Annotated in this window: 16 protein-coding genes; 6 read left to right on the top strand and 10 right to left on the bottom strand. The window is 59.7% G+C overall.

What is annotated here, in order from left to right:
• Positions 1 to 104: 104 nt before the first annotated feature.
• From HB393_RS12730 to HB393_RS12705, 6 genes are all read right to left on the bottom strand, one after another.
• Complete coding sequence (locus tag HB393_RS12730; RefSeq protein ID WP_255551053.1) at positions 105 to 1,328, bottom strand: acyltransferase; 1,224 nt, start codon at positions 1,326 to 1,328, stop codon at positions 105 to 107.
• Positions 1,329 to 1,708: 380 nt separating this feature from the next.
• Positions 1,709 to 3,022, bottom strand: a complete 1,314-nt coding sequence (locus tag HB393_RS12725) for a GRP family sugar transporter (RefSeq protein WP_213805553.1) — start codon at positions 3,020 to 3,022, stop codon at positions 1,709 to 1,711.
• Between the two features lie 75 nt (positions 3,023 to 3,097).
• On the bottom strand, positions 3,098 to 3,202 hold the full coding sequence (locus HB393_RS12720) for a translocated intimin receptor Tir (protein WP_213805552.1): 105 nt from the start codon (positions 3,200 to 3,202) through the stop codon (positions 3,098 to 3,100).
• A 360-nt stretch (positions 3,203 to 3,562) separates the two neighbouring features.
• Complete coding sequence (locus tag HB393_RS12715) at positions 3,563 to 4,147, bottom strand: RecX family transcriptional regulator (RefSeq protein ID WP_213805551.1); 585 nt, start codon at positions 4,145 to 4,147, stop codon at positions 3,563 to 3,565.
• Positions 4,148 to 4,149: 2 nt separating this feature from the next.
• Entirely contained in the window at positions 4,150 to 6,510 is a 2,361-nt protein-coding gene (locus tag HB393_RS12710; RefSeq protein WP_213805550.1) for a S9 family peptidase, read from the bottom strand.
• An 83-nt stretch (positions 6,511 to 6,593) separates the two neighbouring features.
• Positions 6,594 to 8,069, bottom strand: coding sequence for a HAMP domain-containing sensor histidine kinase (locus HB393_RS12705; protein WP_213805549.1), 1,476 nt, complete (start codon positions 8,067 to 8,069; stop codon positions 6,594 to 6,596).
• A 127-nt stretch (positions 8,070 to 8,196) separates the two neighbouring features.
• Between HB393_RS12705 and HB393_RS12700 the strand changes: the two genes are divergently transcribed.
• The 4 genes from HB393_RS12700 (at position 8,197) to gatA (ending at position 12,695) form a co-directional block, all read left to right on the top strand.
• Positions 8,197 to 9,204: an outer membrane lipoprotein-sorting protein gene (locus tag HB393_RS12700; protein WP_255551050.1), complete on the top strand. Its 1,008-nt coding sequence runs from the start codon at positions 8,197 to 8,199 to the stop codon at positions 9,202 to 9,204.
• Between the two features lie 1,313 nt (positions 9,205 to 10,517).
• Positions 10,518 to 10,829 (top strand): DciA family protein, encoded by a 312-nt coding sequence (locus HB393_RS12695; protein ID WP_255551049.1) that lies wholly within the window; start codon positions 10,518 to 10,520, stop codon positions 10,827 to 10,829.
• A gap of 36 nt (positions 10,830 to 10,865) precedes the next feature.
• Positions 10,866 to 11,189 (top strand): Asp-tRNA(Asn)/Glu-tRNA(Gln) amidotransferase subunit GatC, encoded by a 324-nt coding sequence (gene gatC / locus HB393_RS12690; RefSeq protein ID WP_213805547.1) that lies wholly within the window; start codon positions 10,866 to 10,868, stop codon positions 11,187 to 11,189.
• A 33-nt stretch (positions 11,190 to 11,222) separates the two neighbouring features.
• Positions 11,223 to 12,695, top strand: coding sequence for an Asp-tRNA(Asn)/Glu-tRNA(Gln) amidotransferase subunit GatA (gene gatA / locus HB393_RS12685; RefSeq protein WP_213805546.1), 1,473 nt, complete (start codon positions 11,223 to 11,225; stop codon positions 12,693 to 12,695).
• A gap of 72 nt (positions 12,696 to 12,767) precedes the next feature.
• Here gatA and HB393_RS12680 read toward each other — a convergent pair whose 3' ends face one another.
• A complete protein-coding gene (locus HB393_RS12680; protein WP_345945177.1) occupies positions 12,768 to 13,370 on the bottom strand; it encodes a sugar transferase in 603 nt (200 codons plus the stop codon).
• 585 nt (positions 13,371 to 13,955) lie between these two features.
• On the opposite strand from HB393_RS12680, the gene rfbC reads away from it, so the two are divergent.
• On the top strand, positions 13,956 to 14,519 hold the full coding sequence (rfbC, locus tag HB393_RS12675) for a dTDP-4-dehydrorhamnose 3,5-epimerase (protein ID WP_213805544.1): 564 nt from the start codon (positions 13,956 to 13,958) through the stop codon (positions 14,517 to 14,519).
• A 54-nt stretch (positions 14,520 to 14,573) separates the two neighbouring features.
• On the opposite strand, the gene rfbD is transcribed toward rfbC, so the two are convergent.
• From rfbD to rfbB, 3 genes are read right to left on the bottom strand one after another with little or no spacing between them, the layout of a single operon-like run.
• Positions 14,574 to 15,503, bottom strand: coding sequence for a dTDP-4-dehydrorhamnose reductase (rfbD, locus tag HB393_RS12670; RefSeq protein ID WP_213805543.1), 930 nt, complete (start codon positions 15,501 to 15,503; stop codon positions 14,574 to 14,576).
• Positions 15,503 to 16,378: a glucose-1-phosphate thymidylyltransferase RfbA gene (gene rfbA, locus HB393_RS12665; RefSeq protein WP_213805542.1), complete on the bottom strand. Its 876-nt coding sequence runs from the start codon at positions 16,376 to 16,378 to the stop codon at positions 15,503 to 15,505. The genes rfbD and rfbA overlap by 1 nt, the downstream gene beginning before the upstream one ends.
• Positions 16,375 to 17,475 carry a dTDP-glucose 4,6-dehydratase gene (gene rfbB, locus HB393_RS12660; protein ID WP_213805697.1) on the bottom strand — a complete coding sequence of 367 codons (1,101 nt, stop codon included), beginning with the start codon at positions 17,473 to 17,475 and terminating at the stop codon, positions 16,375 to 16,377. Before rfbB ends, rfbA begins: the two co-directional genes overlap by 4 nt.
• 382 nt (positions 17,476 to 17,857) lie before the next feature.
• On the opposite strand from rfbB, the gene HB393_RS12655 reads away from it, so the two are divergent.
• A complete protein-coding gene (locus tag HB393_RS12655; RefSeq protein WP_213805541.1) occupies positions 17,858 to 18,100 on the top strand; it encodes a hypothetical protein in 243 nt (80 codons plus the stop codon).
• Positions 18,101 to 18,203 lie beyond the last annotated feature (103 nt).

Genomic DNA, 18,203 nt, shown 5'->3' with positions numbered 1-18,203 from the left:
GGACCTGTGGTTGCACTTGCTGTTGCCTGTTCTAGCTCTTGTTCTCTCCAACCCAAGCACACTCTACGGGTGCCCCAACCAAATCCCTTCAAACACTCCCCGAATCACTCCGCATTCAAACCGCTATCCAAAACATCAACAGCATCAGACCGCCCCGCAACCTTACGCCAAAGCTTCGAGGGCCAGTTCGGATCCATGCAGGGCCGCTCCACCAACACAAAGAAGACAGCACACATCAACAACACCGGCACCGCCAGCAACAAAAGCTGAATCGCATAGTTGACCACAAAGATCTGGCCCGGCAAAATAGCGTGCCTCGTCACCTTGAAGAGCACCGCGATCAACAGGAAGTGCAACAGGTAGATCGAATAGCACATACCCCCCACGACCGCGACCCAGGGATTCCCAAGCACCCGCCGCAAACCATGGCTCTTCATGACCGCAAGACATAAGACCCCAATCGCCACCGGCAGCAGGATCTTCATCCACAGCGCCTCCGTCTGGAACCAGAAGATCGCCCCTAGAGCGGACACCCCCGCCAAATCCCAAATCCACGAAGAACTCATCTCCTTGAGCTCGAGCACAAAGACATCCGCCACCAGGAGCCCCGCCAGGAAGTACTGCAGATAAAACAAAATGCTCCCTTGAACTCGCAGCGAAGCATGAGCCGGCTGGGCCAGCTCCACCCCCAGGATGCACGCCAGCAGCACTATCCGGCGCAACCACGTCCGCCGGATGCGATAGAACTGCATCACAATCGGCGCGACGATATAAAACTGGATCTCCACCTCGAGACTCCACGTCACCGGATTGACCCAGCTCAGCTCCCCATACACCAGGTTGTGCTGATAGAAGAGGCTCGCCAGCGCATGCGGAAGATATCCCGGAGGCAGCCCATGCCGATACACCCCGAACAGCAGAACCGCCACAATCATCGAGGCGATATACGGCGGCTCCAGACGTGTGACTCGCCGCATAAAGTACTTCCGCAGCGAGACCGGCCCTGCTCCCAACAAAAAGTGCCGGGCAAACGGCAACGCCAGAATCAGCCCGCTGATCACGAAGAACAGCTCCACCCCGCGCCGCCCGTTGTTCAGAATCTGCGCCAGCCACCCATAGCCCGGCTCGACCAGAATTACCCGTCCGGAGCGAATCGAGAGCTCGCCAAAGACGTGATAAAGAAAAACGGAGCAGATGGCCACAAAGCGCAATCCATCGATCTCCGGAATCCACCGATGATCTCTTGTAACCCTTCGCAGACGGTTCAGAAACAAAATATCCTCAGCAGAACCTTCCCAACCCCACCTCGAGCGAAGGGCCCGACTCATACAGCGACCTGGAACCAAAAACAGCGCATCCTCACACGAGGACGGCCACGAGATCGGAAAACTCCTCAGCGTCCGCTACTTAAGATGGTACCGTAAGCCCCCACTCACGGGCCTCCACAACCTGGGAACCATAACCCCTGGAACATAACCCAGGAACCACAGCCCGGGTGCCCCATCCTTCGCGCCTCTGTCTCTAGCGAAGGGTGGGATCTCCGCTCTCTCACAGCCACAAAAACGGGTGCCCCATCCTTTTTGCAGTCTCATCGCAAATAGGGTGGGGTATCGGGCGAACCGGGGTCCCCGACGAGCGCTTTTGCTCGTTGGGGTGGGAAAGCCCGACCGCCTTCCTTCCCCAGGAACCACAGCCGAAAGCCTCCACCCTAAGAAAACCGAGTCCGCCGCCACAGACTCCACCCACCCAAGCCCAGACTAACCACCAACATCACCCCCAGCGCCGCAACCCAGCGCATATCCATCGTCAACGGAGGCACCGTAGCCTTCAACCCCAGCCACACAAACACTGCCGTGGCGGCCAACACAATCGCATAGTCCCACCACCTGCGCCGCTCATTCCGCCCACCGAACTCCTCACCCGCCATCGCCATCAACGTCCGGTGATAGTCCAACCCATAGCGGTCGCACTCCCGCGCCAGCGCATCGTTGGTCGAGCTGTTCTCCCGTGCCCCCGCCACCGCCGTGCTGATCGCATACGCCCCCAGGATCATAATCGCCGACCCCGCAATCACCAGCACCCGATGCGCCCTGTCCGCCGTAGCCAACTCACCGAACACCAACGCCCCCCAGGCCAGCCCCCACAACTGGTTCGTATTCGACAGCGGAATCCCCCGCCCAATCCCCAGATACTTCGCCGCAAACTGCTGAAACAGATCCCCAATCACCCACACAAACCCGCCCAGGAACAGCCAGAACAGCACACCCTTCGCCTGCGCCACCTCCGCCAGCACAGCATGAGTGCCCCCGCCCAAAGCCGCCGCCAGCGCAAACACCATCGCCAGCTCGCCCACCGTAAACGCCGTCACAAACGACAGCGGATTCATCCCGCTGATATAAGCCTTCCGGTACGGAACATACATCGTCCCCCACATCAGGCTCGCTCCCAGCGCCGCCAGAATCCCGCTCACCGCATGCTTCGTCGTCACGCCGCCATCGTGCAGCGTGCTGAATCCTAGCATCACCGCCGCCGCAACGATCGCAACGCCCCCAAACACCACCTTGATGACTGTCTTCCGCCCCGCACCCTGCAACTCACGAAACAGCACCCGCCCCCACAACAGCCCGATCAGCGAATTCGCATTCCACATCGGAAACGCTACCGCCAGCCCCACATCCCGAATCGCAAACACCGTCAGCGTATTCGCCACCGCCCACAACGCCCCAGCCAGCAGAGCCCACACCACCAGATGCTTCTTCTCCATCAGGTCCGCGAAGACGTAGCTGGTCCCCTTCAACAGCGTCGGAAACGTCCACCGCGCCGTAAACACCCCCGCCACCATGCACAGCGAGACCGCAAACGGCGACATCCCAATATTCACCAGCTTCGTCGGAGCCTCCGCCGCACCCAGCCACACCCCCGCCGTCAACCCACAGATCACACCCAGCGCATGCAGCGAGATCGCCTGCCGCCCACCCTGCTTGCCCGCTTGTCTCCCCGCCGCCCGTACCGCAGTTCCCATCTCGTTCTCTCCTCGAAAATCCGTCTCACGACGCACCAAACCGCTGGCCCAAACTCTGGCTCCAAGAACCTGGCTTTAGTGCAACACGATCAACAAAGCAATTCCTGCAAGCAGCACCGCAAACGGCACGAGGAAGTGACTATCCGTAACAACCAGCTTCAACCTTCGACCCAAGCTCATCGGCAACTCTTTCTTAACAGACATCCTTAAACTCTATCGAGAAGCGGGCCCTTAAAATAGACCATCAGACCTAGACCCGTAAATCAGGCCCCAGACAGAGTTACCGCTGACGTTGAGATAGAAACCTATACAGCCCCAATCCACACTGTCAAGCCACAAACCCCACCACACCCACAAAATCCCAAGGGAAGACCACAAAAACGGGTGCCCCACCCTTTTTGCAGCTTCATCGCAAATAGGGTGGGGTATCGTGCGAAAGCACGACCGCACTCCTATCCAAACCCCAAACGCTCAAGGTGTCCCATCCCGAGAGAGCCAATGGATGGAGAACACAACTCCCGCCCCCCCATCACCCAACACCTAAAACTCCGGCAGATCCTCATCCCGCTCCGCATAACTATCCGAATCCGCCCCACCCTCCACAGGCATCGCCTCCTCCGGCAGATCCCACTCCCGCAGCACCTTATAAATCGTGCTCGAAGAGAACCCCGCCCGCATCAGCCGCCCCATCACCCGGGCCGTCTCCTTCTGAGCGTTCACACCACTCGGCTTCTTCATCCGCTTCCGAGCCACATATTCCCGCGCCAGCCCCACCTCATCCACCTCGTCGTAGGCCTTCGCCAGCGTCGTGGCGATCAGCTCCTTCTGCACACCCTTCTGCATCAGGTCCTGCTGCACCCGCCTCCGTCCGAACTTCTCGTTCTCCTTGCGCAGCCGCGTATAGTCCGCCGCGAACCGCGTATCGCTCAGGTATCCCAGATCCTTCAGCCGGACACACACCGCATCCATCGCCCGCTCGCCCGCTTCACCCTCCTCCGCACGATTCCGCATCAACCGCCGCAGATCCCGAACCGTCCGCATCCGCCGCGCCAGCACCCCCACGGCATAGTCGAACAACCCAGCCTCCCCCACCGGCTCCCGCTTCTTAGGCCTCGCAAACGCCATCGCTACTTCATTCCTTCCGCGTACTTGCCACTCTTCGTCCAGCGATCGCACCAATCCCCCACCGTCTCATACCAGAGCTGCGAGTTCTGCGGCTTCAAGATCCAATGCCCCTCATCCGGAAAGTAAAGCATCCTGCTAGGAACCCCCAGCCGCTGCAGCGCCGTAAATAACTGCAGACCCTCCGAAACATCCAACCTGTAGTCCTTCTGCGAATGAATCACCAGCGTAGGAGTCTTCGCCTTCTGGATCGAAAGCATCGGCGACCACCTCCGGAACGGATCCTCGGCAACAGGCAAAGCATCGTACCTCCACGGCTGCGCCGGCTTCGTATCCTTCGGCCTCCGGAACTCCCACTCGTTGAACCACAGCTCTTCCGTCGTCCCATACGCCGAAGCCGGATCGAACATCCCATCGTGCGTCACGATGCATTGGAAGCGGTTCGTATGCGTCAGCACCCAGTTCGCCATAAACCCGCCATAGCTGGCCCCCAGTGCACACTCCCGCGTCTTGTCGAGAAACGGATACTTCGCCTCCGCCGCATCCAGGCCCTTCATCAGATCGAGATAAGGCTTGCCACCCCAATCGCCATTGATCCCATCGATAAACGCCTGCCCATACCCCGTCGACCCTCGCGGATTCACCATCACCACCACATATCCGCTCGCCGCCATCAGCTCTAGATTCCACCGGTAGCTCCAGGCATTCTCCCACGCACTCTCCGGCCCTCCATGAATCAGGAACTTCACCGGATACGTCTTCGTCTCATCGAACTTCGGAGGCCTCAACACAAACCCCTCCACCTTCACTCCATCCGCCGCGGTGAACCAATACGACTCAAGCCGCGTCAGCTCCAAAGACGCCAGGACCGCGTCATTAAGATGAGTCAGAAAAATCGGAGGCTCCGGTTCACTCTCGACGCGCAGATCCGCGCCACTCCGCGGGCTGACAACCTTGGCCGCACCCGCCCTGTTCGCACCAGCTCTCCTCGCACTAGCCTTGCCCACACCAGCTTTGCTCGGACTCAAAACCGCCGCAGCCGGGCCATCATCCATCTTCTGCAGATCGGCCAGCGCAATCTCCGTCGGCTGATCCACCCGAGTCAGCGTTCCCACCAGCTTGTACTCAAGACCGGCCTGCACCAGGCTGCCCCACACTCCCGGAGTCCTTCCAAATCGATGCAGTTCCTCACTGCTGAAGTTCAGTCCGTAGATAACCTCCTCGCCCCGGTCTCCCGCCACAAAGAAGATCCTCTGCGCATCGTGCGACCAAAAGAACTCATCCACCCAACGATCGAGATCGACCTCCACCGGCTTCCCCGACCTGGAAGAGTCCTCCTGGCTCAAGTCAAGCTCTCGAACCGTCCCCTCCTTGCGGTCATAGATCGCCAGCCGAAACCGATCGCTCTCATACCCCGCCTTCGCCTGCGTCCGAAACGCCAGCCACTTCCCATCCGGCGAATAGGCCGGTGCATCGTCGCTTCCCGGCGAGGTCGAGACCTTCACCGCCTTCGCCCCTTGCTCATCCAGCCGCAGCATAAACACATCGTTATTCGTAGAAGCCGCCGGAACCGGGTCCAGATTCGTCACATAAGCAATCTCCTTCGAGTCCGGAGCCCACGCATACCCCAGCGGTCCACCCACCGTGAAGGTAGGCGTCTCCGCATCCCCCACCACCTTCGCCGGAGTCAGATCCCGCACCGAAGCCCCATAGGTCGCATCCACCACCATCACATGGCTCCGCTTCTGCCCCGTAAAGTGATCCCAATGCCGGAACAGCAGATGGTCCCATACCTGCGCCTTCACCGGACTCTTCGCCGCCGCATCATCCTTGGCCTTGTTGCACGCATTCTCCTCCGCCCAGCTCCATTTGTCCGAGCACTCTGGATACACGCTCGAGACAAACAGCAGCCGCTTCGAGTCAGGCGACCAGATCGCCCCATCCGCGCCCGTGCTCACCTGCGTCAGCGTCAGACCTGCCCCTGGCTTGCCCGCGGCCTCATCCCAGTGCGCCACCACAATCTGATCCCCCGCCGTCCACGAGACCGACCTGCCATCCGGCGAGAACCGCCCGTTCGACTCCCCCTCTCCGGAGGTCACCTGCACCTCCGCGCCCCCTCGAACCGGCACTACCCAAAGGTGATTGACCTTCGTATTCTTCTCTAGCGACACCTCCGTCACCGAGAACATCACCCACTTGCCACTCGGCGACACCTGCGGATCGCTCACCCGCCGCATCTTCTGCAGATCCTCAAACGTCATCGGCCTCTTGCCGGCGTCCCGCGCCCCAGCCGCGCCCTGCCCCCAACCAGCCCTATAACCCAACCCCGCCACCGCAACACACAAGAAAAAGACACGGATCTTCATGCCGAAAGTCTAATCCCATCTGCATTTGGCAAAAAGGCCCTGGCGGAAAGCATCGCAAAAACGCCTCCCGCTGCGCAAAGAAATTACCGCCGCCCCAGCCGCGTCTCCTCCTCGACCTCCTCTGATGCCCTCCCCGCCACCTCCACCGGCAGCTCCACCACCACCGCCGCGCCGTGCGGATGCATATTGAACGCACTAATCTCCCCGTGATGCTCTCTCACAATCCCGTAGCAGACGCTCAACCCCAAACCAGCTCCCTGACCCGGATGCTGCGTCGTATAAAACGGGTCGAAGACCCTCGCCGGCTCCGCGAATCCCGGCCCCGTATCGCTCACAATCACCTGGACGCCCCGCTCACCCTGCCGCACCGTCACCCGTATCGCATCTTCCCGCCCATACCCCAGACCAGCCGAAGTCTTCACGATCGCCTGCGCCGCATTGTGCAGCAGATGCTCCAGCATCAACCTCAGCCGGTCCCGCCTGCCCCGTACGACCGCACTGGCCTCCTCGCTCGCCTCCACCACCATCCGAACCCCACGCGCCGCCAGATTGTCCTCGCATGCTGCCGCCACCTGCCGCGCCAACACCGCCATGCTCACCGCCTCATCGGCCAGCGGAACCGGCTCCCAAAGATCCAACAGACCCTGCACCGCCTGCCGCATCCGTGTCGCCTCCCGCGCAATCGTGTTCGCGTTCTCCTGCACTCGCCTGTCTCGGCTCATCTCTGCGATCAGCTCCGCGTATCCCAGCACCTCCGTAAGCGGATGATTCATCGCACGGGCTATCCCACCCGCAAGCTGCCCCAGCCCCGCCAGCCTCTCCGCCCGCGACAACCGCTCCATCAGCTCCACACTCTCGAGCGCCCGCGCCAGCTTGACCGCCAGATCCTCCAACGGTCCCGTCTCCTCCGCCCCCACCGGTCCCCCTTGGGCCAGACCACAGACCGCAATCGCTCCCACCATGCTCCCCGCCGTCGTCCACAGCGGAATTATTCGCATCTCCGAGAACCACGGCTGGCCCATGGACAACTCCGTCTCGCCTTGTCCCAGCTCCAGCCTCACCACAAGGCTCCGCGTCCATGCCTTCGCCGCCCCCTGCGTCTCCGACCGAAAACGAGCCCCGGCGTTCCTTCCCTTCCGACCCTCTCCCTCCCCAGTCGACTCCTGCCGCAGCCGTGGCCCAACCCGCATGGTCCGCTCACCCCAGCCGTCCAGCGCCTCCACCATCAGGTCGTCCAGCCCCAGACTCCCCGTCACCACCAGCCGTCCCTCTTCATCGCTCACCAGCATCGCCACCCGGCGAAACACGCTCACCGCCGCCACCGTCCGGCACACCCGCTTGCATAAATCCCGCACCTCGCCAGACGAGGAGATCCGCGCATCCAGCCGCGCATAGGCCTCCAACTCCGCCTTCACCCGCCGGTCCAGCCGCACCGCCGCCATCAGCGACCGCCCCCGCCGCACCGCCCATCCGGTCGTCGCCAGCCCACATAGAGCTGCTACCGCCGCCAGCTCGCGTGGCACGGTCCAACCTTCGCCCCCTCCCAACCCTGCATACATCCCCAAATCTCCTTCAACCGCGTCTACTGTTTAACGCGTCTATTCTTTAAGAGGAGACGGGTTCCGCAACGTCATCAGCCACCAACCGCGCTGCAAAGCGTCCCCGCCACTCAGGAGCTCTCGCATTATGAAAAACCCCAACACTGCGACCGTCATTCCCACTAGCCTCTTGAGTGCCACTCTGGTGATCCTGCTGGTTCTATCGGCTGCCTCCGCTCCGACATTCGCCGCGACCGCAAATTCCCCCACAGAAGCGGTAGATTCTTCCTCCGACGACCCCGCCGGCTTCGGCCCCCTCGACCCCACCCCGCCCGCCAACCTGACCCCCGATCAGATCATCCAGAAGTTCGCCGCCCGGGAATCCGTCTTCAACCAGGCCCGCCAGAACTACGTCTTCCGCCAGTCCGTCAAAGTTCAGACCCTCGCCGAAGACACCAACCGTCCCGACGGCGAGTACCAGCAGGTCACCGACATCACCTTCAACCGCGACGGCAAACGCGAAGAGCGCGTCGTCTTCGCCCCCCAGAACAGCCTCGAACGCGTCATGATGTCCCCCGGCGACTTCGACGAGATCGAGCACCGCCTCCCCTTCGTCCTCACCACCGAAGACCTGCCCCAGTACGACGTCGCCTACCTCGGCCGCCAGAAGGTCGATGAGCTCGATACCTACGTCTTCTCCGCCGGCCCCAAGACCCTCGTCAAAGGCAAACGCTACTTCCAGGGCAAGGTCTGGGTCGACCAGCAGGACTTCCAGATCGTCCTCGTCAACGGCAAGACCGTCCCCCAGGACATGCGTAAGGGCCACGAAGACCTCTCTCCGCCCTTCACCACCTACTACGAGCAGATTGACGGACAGTTCTGGTTCCCCACCTACACCAAGGCCGAGGGCAACCTCCACTTCGCCGCCCAGCAAGGCGCCATGGCCCAGGACGTCCACATCCGGACCATCGTCAAATACTCCGACTACAAACGCTTCCGCGCCACCAGCAAGATCATCTATAACGGCGAAGACATCACCAACAACAAAGCCACCCCAGACAACAACATCCCAGCCACTCCAACCAACAGCTCAGATCCAACCCCAACCGCCGACCCCCAGAAACCCCCACCCCCAAGAACCCCCCAACCCAAATAGCAACTGCCTAAACGGAGCAGCACAACGCGGGTGCCTCATCCTTTTTGCAGTCTCATCGCAAATAGGGTGGGGTATCGTGCGAAGCACGACCGCACTCCTTCCCCAACCTCATCTCTCCAAATTGAACAAACGTCATTCAACCCAACGCCGCCGTTTGTTCTCGTGACCCAACAAAGCCCGGGTGCCCCATCCTTCGCGTCTTTGTCTCTCGCGAAGGGTGGGATCTCCACTCTCCCCCCGTCACAAATCCAGGCTCCCGCCTCAATCAATGGTGGGAACCATAACCTTCCCAAGCCACAAACGCCTTCACGACAATACCCCCACAAATTTGTCATCCTGAGCGAAGTAACTCGCAGCTTCACCGCGAGTTACGCAGTCGAAGGACCCGCGGTTGCACTTGCTGTTGCTTGTTCTAGTCGTTTGCTCAACCCAACCCACCCAAGGACAACGAACGTTCTATCGATGCAGCCGTTGGCCTGTAGGATTTCAATCAATCGCCAACTGATTTGAACTCCACTCCGGGGAGTGCATACGCATGCCGCTAAACGCTTATCGAGTTCCCGAATACTCCGTCTTGGGCCTTGCGGTGCTTGTAGCGGCGGCTTATGAAGCTATATGGCTCATGGCGATGAGCTTTGGCGCCAGCATAACAAGCGTTGATGAAGCCTACCTGGTCTTTTACCCACTCCTCATTCTTCCGCTCGTGGTGTTTGTATGTGTCTCACGAATCCAAGGGTTTATCTCATTTGTTTGTTATGTCCTGATAGGAATGCTCGCGGGCGTAACGTCCAAATACGACGTGATATTCGGCAGTCCTCGAGCTTCCGGAATTAGCTTTATTCCCTGGCTCGTCTTTGCGTTGGTGTGCGTGTCGTTTGCTTTGTCTAGATGGAAATTTCCAGTCGACGAGTAGACGAGAAATCGACGAGCCAGTTTCCTAACGGTGTCTTCCTTGCATGCCTCACCAGCGTCAATGACGCTGCCTCAACCCTCGCCCCCTCCGCAAGGCTGTCAACCCCTAAACAGCACTTTGCAAAGGTCCACCCTTAATCTAAAGCTCCCAGCAAGAACCACTTACGCCAGAAAAATATCCTCCACCCAAGTGGCACTTTAGTTACGGTCCATCCCATAAAATAGAACCATAGAGAGAAAGAACCGAACGAAAGAAAAGAAAACCACCTAACTCAAGCTGAGTCACGAATTTGGACATAACCCATCCAGAATGAACAGCTTGCAGCCGATCAACCCACGTAAGCGAAACAAAACAAACGGGTTGCGCCCAGCCAAGGGGGGAGGGGGGACCGATGGAGGGAATGCGAGGACTACTACGAGGATCCCTGGGGAGAAGCCTGGAAGCCCTGGAGGCAATCGACCGCCTCGCAGCCGCCTGGCCGGTCGCCTGCGGCTCCGCAATGGCAGGGCACGGCGAGGTAGTGGGATACGAAGACGGACTCGTGCGAATCATGGTGACAGACGCCGCATGGCTCCAGCAGATGCGCTCCATGAGCGAAGTCCTCCGGCGGGAGCTAGCCAAGATCGCAGCGGTAGCAGTCACCGGGATACACTTCGAGGTAAAGAGTTTTGCAAGGCAGAATGCGGAGGCCGGCAGGTCCGGCCCAGCCTAAAAAATTCGGCATCGCGGTAACGCAACAGGAGCGGATATGAGTGAAAGTGCAGTAACGCTGGAAGACGTCCGGCGAGTCGCAGAGCTGGCAAACCTCGAGCTGACCCCAGACGAAGAGCCGCGCATGCAGCGCGACCTGAACGCCGTCCTCGGCTACATCGCCGAGCTGAACGAGCTCGACACCACCGGCGTCCCCGCGATGGCCCAGGTAGGCGAAGTGCTCGGACTACAGGCGCAGGAGCACGGCGAATCGCTTCGCATCGACCAGATTCGGCCCTCCCTGGACCGCAGCCTGGTAATGGCAGCGGCCCCTGAGACGGACGGCCGCTTCTTCAAGGTGCCGAAGGTCATTGAACGATAAAGCCAGCGTGAGCAAATAGGAGTTTTGAAGGAGATGGGTTTGGACTTGTTGACGTTGGATATGGACGCGGTTCGTGCGGAACTGGTGGGTGGAAAGACAACCGCGACAGCACTCGCAGAACAGCACTACGCCCGCATCGCCGCCGAGGACGGGCCAGAAGGCCCCCAGAATCCGGCTGCCAAGGGAATCAACAGCTTTCTGGCCCTGAGCCGCGAGCGAGCCCTCGCACAGGCAGAACGAGTGGATGCAGCCGTAGCCAAGGGCGACCCACTAGGACCTCTCGCAGGAGTCCCCATCGGAATCAAGGACGTCCTGACCATGACCGGCTCCCCGGCAACCGCAGGGTCGGCGATCCTCAAGGGCTACATGCCGCCCTACGACGCAACATCGGTCGCGAAACTGGAAGCAGCAGGAGCCGTCCTGCTAGGCAAGCTGAACTGCGACGAGTTCGCCATGGGAAGCTCGAACGAGAACTCAGCCTACGGACCGGTAAAAAACCCCCGCGCCCTGGACCGCGTCCCCGGCGGATCCAGCGGCGGAAGCGCCGCGGCAGTCGCCGCAGGATTTGCAGTAGCGACATTGGGAACAGATACCGGCGGATCGATCCGCCAACCTGCGGCATTCTGCGGGGTGGTCGGCGTACTCCCCACCTACGGACGGATAAGCCGCTTCGGTCTGATCGCATTTGCATCCTCGCTGGACCGCGTAGGACCCTTCACACGGACCGTAAAAGACGCCGCAACCATGCTGGAGGTCCTCGCCGGACCCGACGGACGAGACGCCACCGCCTCAGACCGTCCCGTCGACGGATACGTCGCCGCATTGGAAAAACCAGTCGCGGGCCTGAAAGTAGGCGTACCAGCCGAATACTTCGGGGAAGGTCTGGACGAGGAGATACGCGCCGCCATCGAGCGGGTTCTAGACGGACTCCGCGCCGCCGGATGCGTAGTCAAACCAGTAAGCCTGCCCCACACCAAGTATGCAGTCCCGACCTACTACGTCATCGCCACCGCAGAGGCCTCATCAAATCTGTCGCGGTTCGACGGCGTCCGCTTTGGTCTCAGAGCGCAGGAAGCAAACACTCTCTCCGCGATGTACCGCAAGACCCGCGACGAAGGCTTCGGCGCCGAAGTAAAGCGGCGAATCCTCCTGGGAACCTACGCGCTCAGCGCCGGATACTACGACGCCTACTACCGCAAAGCCCAGCAGGTTCGAACCCTGCTGACACGCGACTTCCTCGCGGCCTTCGAGGAGGTAGACGTAATCGTATCGCCCGTGACCCCGACCCCAGCCTTCAAATTAGGCGAAAAGACAGACGATCCAGTGAAGATGTACCTGGAAGACATCTACTCCGTCGCCGCAAGTCTGGCCGGAATCTGCGGAGCAAGCATCCCCTGCGGCGAAACCACCAAAGGACTGCCGATCGGCGTTCAGGTCATGGGAAAGCACTTCGACGAGGCAACAATGCTACGCGTAGGAGCAGCGATCGAGGCTCTCAAGCTCTAACGCCATAAACGAAATCGGCATCTGGAGTCCAGATGCCGATCATTCCTATTCAGACCGCAAGGACTAGCGAGGCTAGTAAGCCCCATCCTGGTTCACAACCGACATAAAAGTCTTCGACAAGATCACAAAGTCGCGCGTTAGCGACCATCGCTCGACATACTCGCAGTCCAAAGCCACGCGCTCATCGTAAGTCAGCTTGCTCCGTCCGGAGACCTGCCAAAGTCCCGTGAGTCCGGGCTTTACACGGCAGTAGCAACCGAAGCAATCGCCATACTTTTCCACCTCGGCAGCCACAATCGGCCGAGGTCCAACCAGGCTCATCTGTCCGGTAATGACGTTCCACATCTGCGGAATCTCATCGAGACTGTATCGCCGCATAAACGATCCCACTCGCGTAACGCGAGGATCATGCTTCAACTTATGCGATTTGTTCCACTCTGCCCGCGCCTCGGGATGACTCGCAAGATAGTGCTCCAGAACCTCAGCCGAGTTCTGGCACATCGTGCGGAACTTCCACATCGAGAAGAACTCACCGTTACGCCGAATACGCCGATGCGAGTAGAAGATCGGTCCTGGAGAGCTCATCCACACCACGCCCGAGAGAAGAAGCATCAGCGGCAACAGTATGGGAGTCAGCGCCAGCACCAGAACGATATCGAGGGTTCGCTTTACCACTCGGTAGCGGAAAAATCTCGACGGCAAACGGTTTGAACGGTAAGACCGCGAATAAGGTCGTCCCAAGGGCTCCGTGTACGAATATGAACCTTCTATGGCCACTACCCGTGACTCGGGAGATTGATATTCAACCAAAATCTCTGTCCAGTCTCTGCCCGTCGCATCTCTGTCCCGGCTGTGGGACGAGTCCGCCGTGCGGTTTCTCCTGCTTGAACTGTCTGGCGGATTGCTTCCTTCACTCCGTCTCGCAACTCGCAACTGCGAAACGTCCGCGCCTCCGGTGTTCTCCTTAAACGCCATCCGGCGAGTTTTAGGCTTTCGTTGCCCCTCTCCAACCGATGGACGGACTCTTGATGGCCCGATATGCGTGTCCTCGTATCTCTCATCTTCCTGTATCAGATTGGGACGAGAGAAGTTCAACCACAGTTGCTCAACCCGATTAGTTTACCCGTTTGTATTCCTTAGGTAACCTTAACCTTTCACAGACAACCATTTCTTCGAGCTTTCAGTACCAAAGTGACTAATGGGACTTCTTACCAGGGAGGAGAATACAGGAATTCCGGACGGATTCGCTACACTATCTCTATGAAGGTAAAGAACACCACCATCCGAGATCTCCAATTAGTGGAACCCCAACGATTCGGAGATAGTCGCGGTTGGTTTGCGGAAGTTTACAACCAAGTGAAATTCGCAGATCAACACCTCCCGACCCATTTCGTCCAGGATAACCAGTCCTTCTCGACCAAAGGCGTCCTCCGCGGCCTTCACTACCAGCTCGGTAAACCCCAGGGAAAGCTCGTCCGCGTCCTCTCCGGTCACATCTGGGACGTCGCCGTCGACCTCCGGCCCAGCTCCCCCGACTTCGGCAAATGGGAAGGTTTTCACCTCAAGTCAGATCCTCTCCAACTCCTCTGGATCCCCGAAGGCTTCGCCCACGGCTTCCTCGTCCTCTCCGACACCGCCGAAGTCCTCTACAAGACGACCGACCTCTACCACCCACCCGGGGAGCGCTGCATCCTTTGGAACGACCCCACCCTCAACATCTCCTGGCCTCTGGAGGCCCTGGACGGACTCACTCCATCCGTCAGCCCCAAGGATGCCGTCGGCACCCTCTTCACCGCCGCCGACCTCCCGCCACTCGACGCATAATCTCTCCCTCCAAAGGGAGGGAGCCTCGGAGTAAGAAATCGGAGTCATTCTCCCTCAGATCTCCGCTAGCACTTTATGTAAAGAATCCTGCCAGGCCATCATCTTCCACCCGAAGCGATCGGCCAGCTTATTGCAATTTAACCGCGAATTCTCGGGCCGTCTCGCGGGCGTAGGGTATTCTGCCGTGGTGATGGCCTCAATCTCGGCCAGTTTTACTCCAGGCTCACGTTCTCTCTGCTGCCGGACGGCCTCCGCAGCAAATCCATGCCAAGTCGTGACCCCAGCTCCACTTGCGTGATAAATCCCACCTGCACGAGCCACCGTGTCGCTCAGAGATCCCTTCCCCGCATCCGCCTCACAACGCTGCATCACAGCTGCGGTCACCGCCGCCAGATCCCTGCTCCACGTTGGAGCGCCATATTGATCTCCAACCACCCGCACCGTCTCCCGTTCCCGTGCCAGCTTCAGAATCGTCAGCAGAAAGTTCTTGCTTCGTCCCCCGTAGACCCAACTGGTCCGAAAGACGATGTGAGCCGCACCGCTCTCGGCAAGCGCTACCTCCCCGGCGAGCTTGCTCTTCCCGTAGACGCTCATAGGCCCGGGAGTATCCGTCTCCAGGTAGGGCTCGCTGCCCAGGCCATCGAACACATAGTCCGTCGAGAAGTGGAGGACGCTGGCGCCGATCTTCTGCGCCTCTTCTCCGATCGCCCTTACGGCATCGCGATTGATCGCATACGCGACCTCCGGTTCGCTCTCTGCTTTATCCACCGCAGTATAGGCGGCCGGATTGACGATCCAGCGAGGCCTTATCGTCTGGATCATCTCCCGCAGCGACCGGAAGTCTCCCTCAGAGTCCGCAAGGTCCACCACTCCTCGTCCCGGCGCGACGACCTCTCCCAAGGGAGCGAGCGTTCCGACGAGTTCGCCGCCCACCTGCCCGGAGGCTCCGGTCAACAAGATACGTTCCGTCATCGCTGCTGCCATCAATAGACCGTCTCTTCCAGCAGGCGCTGCAGATACTGTCCGTAGGTGCTCTTGGCTATCTTGCCCGCCAGCGCCCGCAACTCGTCCGCGCTGATATAGCCGAGGCGAAACGCGATCTCCTCCGGACAAGCCACCTTCAGCCCCTGTCTCTTTTCGATCGTCTGGATGAACATGGAAGCCTCCAGCAGCGAGTCATGCGTCCCCGTATCCAGCCAGGCGATCCCGCGTCCCAGCAGCTCTGTCCTCAACTGTCCGCGCTCCAGATACCACTTATTGACGTCCGTGATCTCCAATTCCCCTCGTGGAGAGGGCTTAAGACTCTCCGCCACGCTAACCACCTGCGCATCGTAGAAATAGACTCCGGTCACTGCATAGCGCGACTTCGGCTTAGTGGGCTTCTCCTCGATCGAGATCGCACGACGCTCCGCATCGAACTCCACCACTCCATACCGCTCTGGATCCAGCACCGGATACGCAAAGACGGTCGCGCCCTCGCCGCTCTCCGAAGCTGCGCGAAGCGCCTTGGCAAAGTCATGACCATAGAAGATGTTGTCTCCCAGCACCAGACAGCATCCCTCGCCCGCAAGAAAATCCTTGCCAATCAGAAACGCCTGCGCCAGGCCGTCCGGAGAGGGCTGCACGGCGTACTGAAGCGACAGACCCCACTGCTTCCCCGTACCTAGCAACTGCTCGAATCGGGGCGTATCTTCAGGCGTCGAGATGATCAGGATCTCCTGTATCCCCGCCAGCATCAGCACCGACAGTGGGTAGTAGATCATCGGCTTGTCGTACACCGGCAGCAACTGCTTGCTCACCGCCTGTGTCACCGGATGCAGCCGTGTTCCCGAGCCTCCGGCCAGAATAATTCCCTTCATCGTGCTCCCTCTCCCGCCGCCAAGGTCGTTCGCGCGGCATAGTTCTTGGTCAACCACTGCTGATATGCGCCGCTCGTCACGTCCGCCACCCAGGCTGCATTGGCGAGATACCACTCCACCGTCTTCCTCAAGCCTGTCTCGAAGCTCTCCTGCGCGCGCCACCCAAGCTCGCCCTCCAGCTTGCGAGCATCGATGGCATACCGCCGGTCATGGCCTGGACGGTCGGTGACGTACTTCACCAACTGCTGGTGCGGACGAAACTTCGACTGCGGTACTAACTCATCCAGCAGCTCACATAGCGTCGTCACAACCTCAAGATTGGTCCGCTGGTTTCCGCCGCCCACGTTGTAGGTCTCGCCGATCCGGCCGCGCTCCAGCACCACACGCAACGCACTGGCATGGTCGCCGACGTAGAGCCAGTCCCGAACCTGCTTTCCATCTCCGTACACCGGCAGTCCCTTGCCCTCCAGGGCATTCGAGATCATCAGCGGGATCAGCTTCTCTGGAAACTGGTATGGCCCGTAGTTGTTGGAGCAGTTCGTCACAACGGCCGGCAGCCCATAGGTATGCACCCAGGCCCGCACCAGGTGATCGCTCGCAGCCTTCGAAGCCGCATAGGGCGAGTTCGGCGCATAGGGCGTCTCCTCATGGAAGGCAGGAGCCTCTGGCGTCAACGTCCCATAGACCTCATCGGTCGACACATGCAGAAACCGGAACCGCTCGCGCTCTTCCCCAACCAACCCGTCATAGTAGCTGCGCGCTGCACGAAGCAGCGTAAACGTCCCATCGATATTCGTCTTAAGGAAGGCCTCCGGTCCGACAATCGACCGGTCCACATGACTCTCCGCCGCGAAGTGCACCACTGCCCTGGGCCGGTACTCCGCGAGCAGACGCTCCACCAGCGCGGCGTCGCAGATGTTGCCATGCACGAACGTATAGGCCGGATCGCCCTCCAAAGTCGCCAAATTCTCCGGATTTCCCGCATAGGTCAGAGCATCTAGATTCACCACCGGGCCGAGCCCAGCCGCGATCCAGTCCAACACAAAATTGGACCCAATGAATCCCGCCCCGCCCGTTACAAGTATGTTTTCCGTCATAACCGCCTTCGTCACATCGATCTCCCTATCTCTCGCAACCAGAAATAGCTTTTACACCATAGCAGGCGCACACTGCCCAACGCCGATCCCTTCAATCAGTTCATGACGAAGCTGAACAGTCCAAATTGAAACGGGAAAGTTCATCTCTGGGCACGACACCAACGAGTCCTCGCAAGCAGATGCTCAAATGGCTGCAAAGAGCCCTAAAAAGCCGATTCTACCTTCTAACTGCCCCTTCTACCTCGAAGGCCAGTCCCTCCAACATTTAGGATACGGCCCAGGAAACGCTCTGTGGCGACGAGATCGGACAACCGCACGAGACTCGCCCCACTCTTATACCCCAGATAGCCTGTTACTCAGGCATTGAGAGGTGTGTTTCCTAATGGCGAAAACTGATCTTGCCGAGCTCGATCCCGAATCATCCCAGGCAGCCTCAAAGCCAAGCAACCCTGCCACACACACTCAGGCAGCGGAGCCCTCCGGCCCTCGCGGAGATAATCCCGGTACTGCCGGCCCCGGACATACGGGCGTCGACTCACCCACCCCTGAAAACGCCGAGGGACATCTAAACCCCTCTGCCCCTGAAGATGCAAACATAACCCCAGGAAGCGCCGCCAAGAAGTAAATGAAGTAAATCCTCAAAAGAACTCTTTTCAGGTCCAGACGATACGCGACTGCGCTATCCTCAACCCATGATAGAGAAGCTGAGATCTATAACGAATCTACTA

Source organism: Granulicella sp. dw_53 (assembly GCF_018449545.1).
Lineage (GTDB): Bacteria > Acidobacteriota > Terriglobia > Terriglobales > Acidobacteriaceae > Edaphobacter.
Note: the sequence above shows the minus strand (reverse complement) of the source record. Positions and strands in the feature narration are given on the sequence as shown.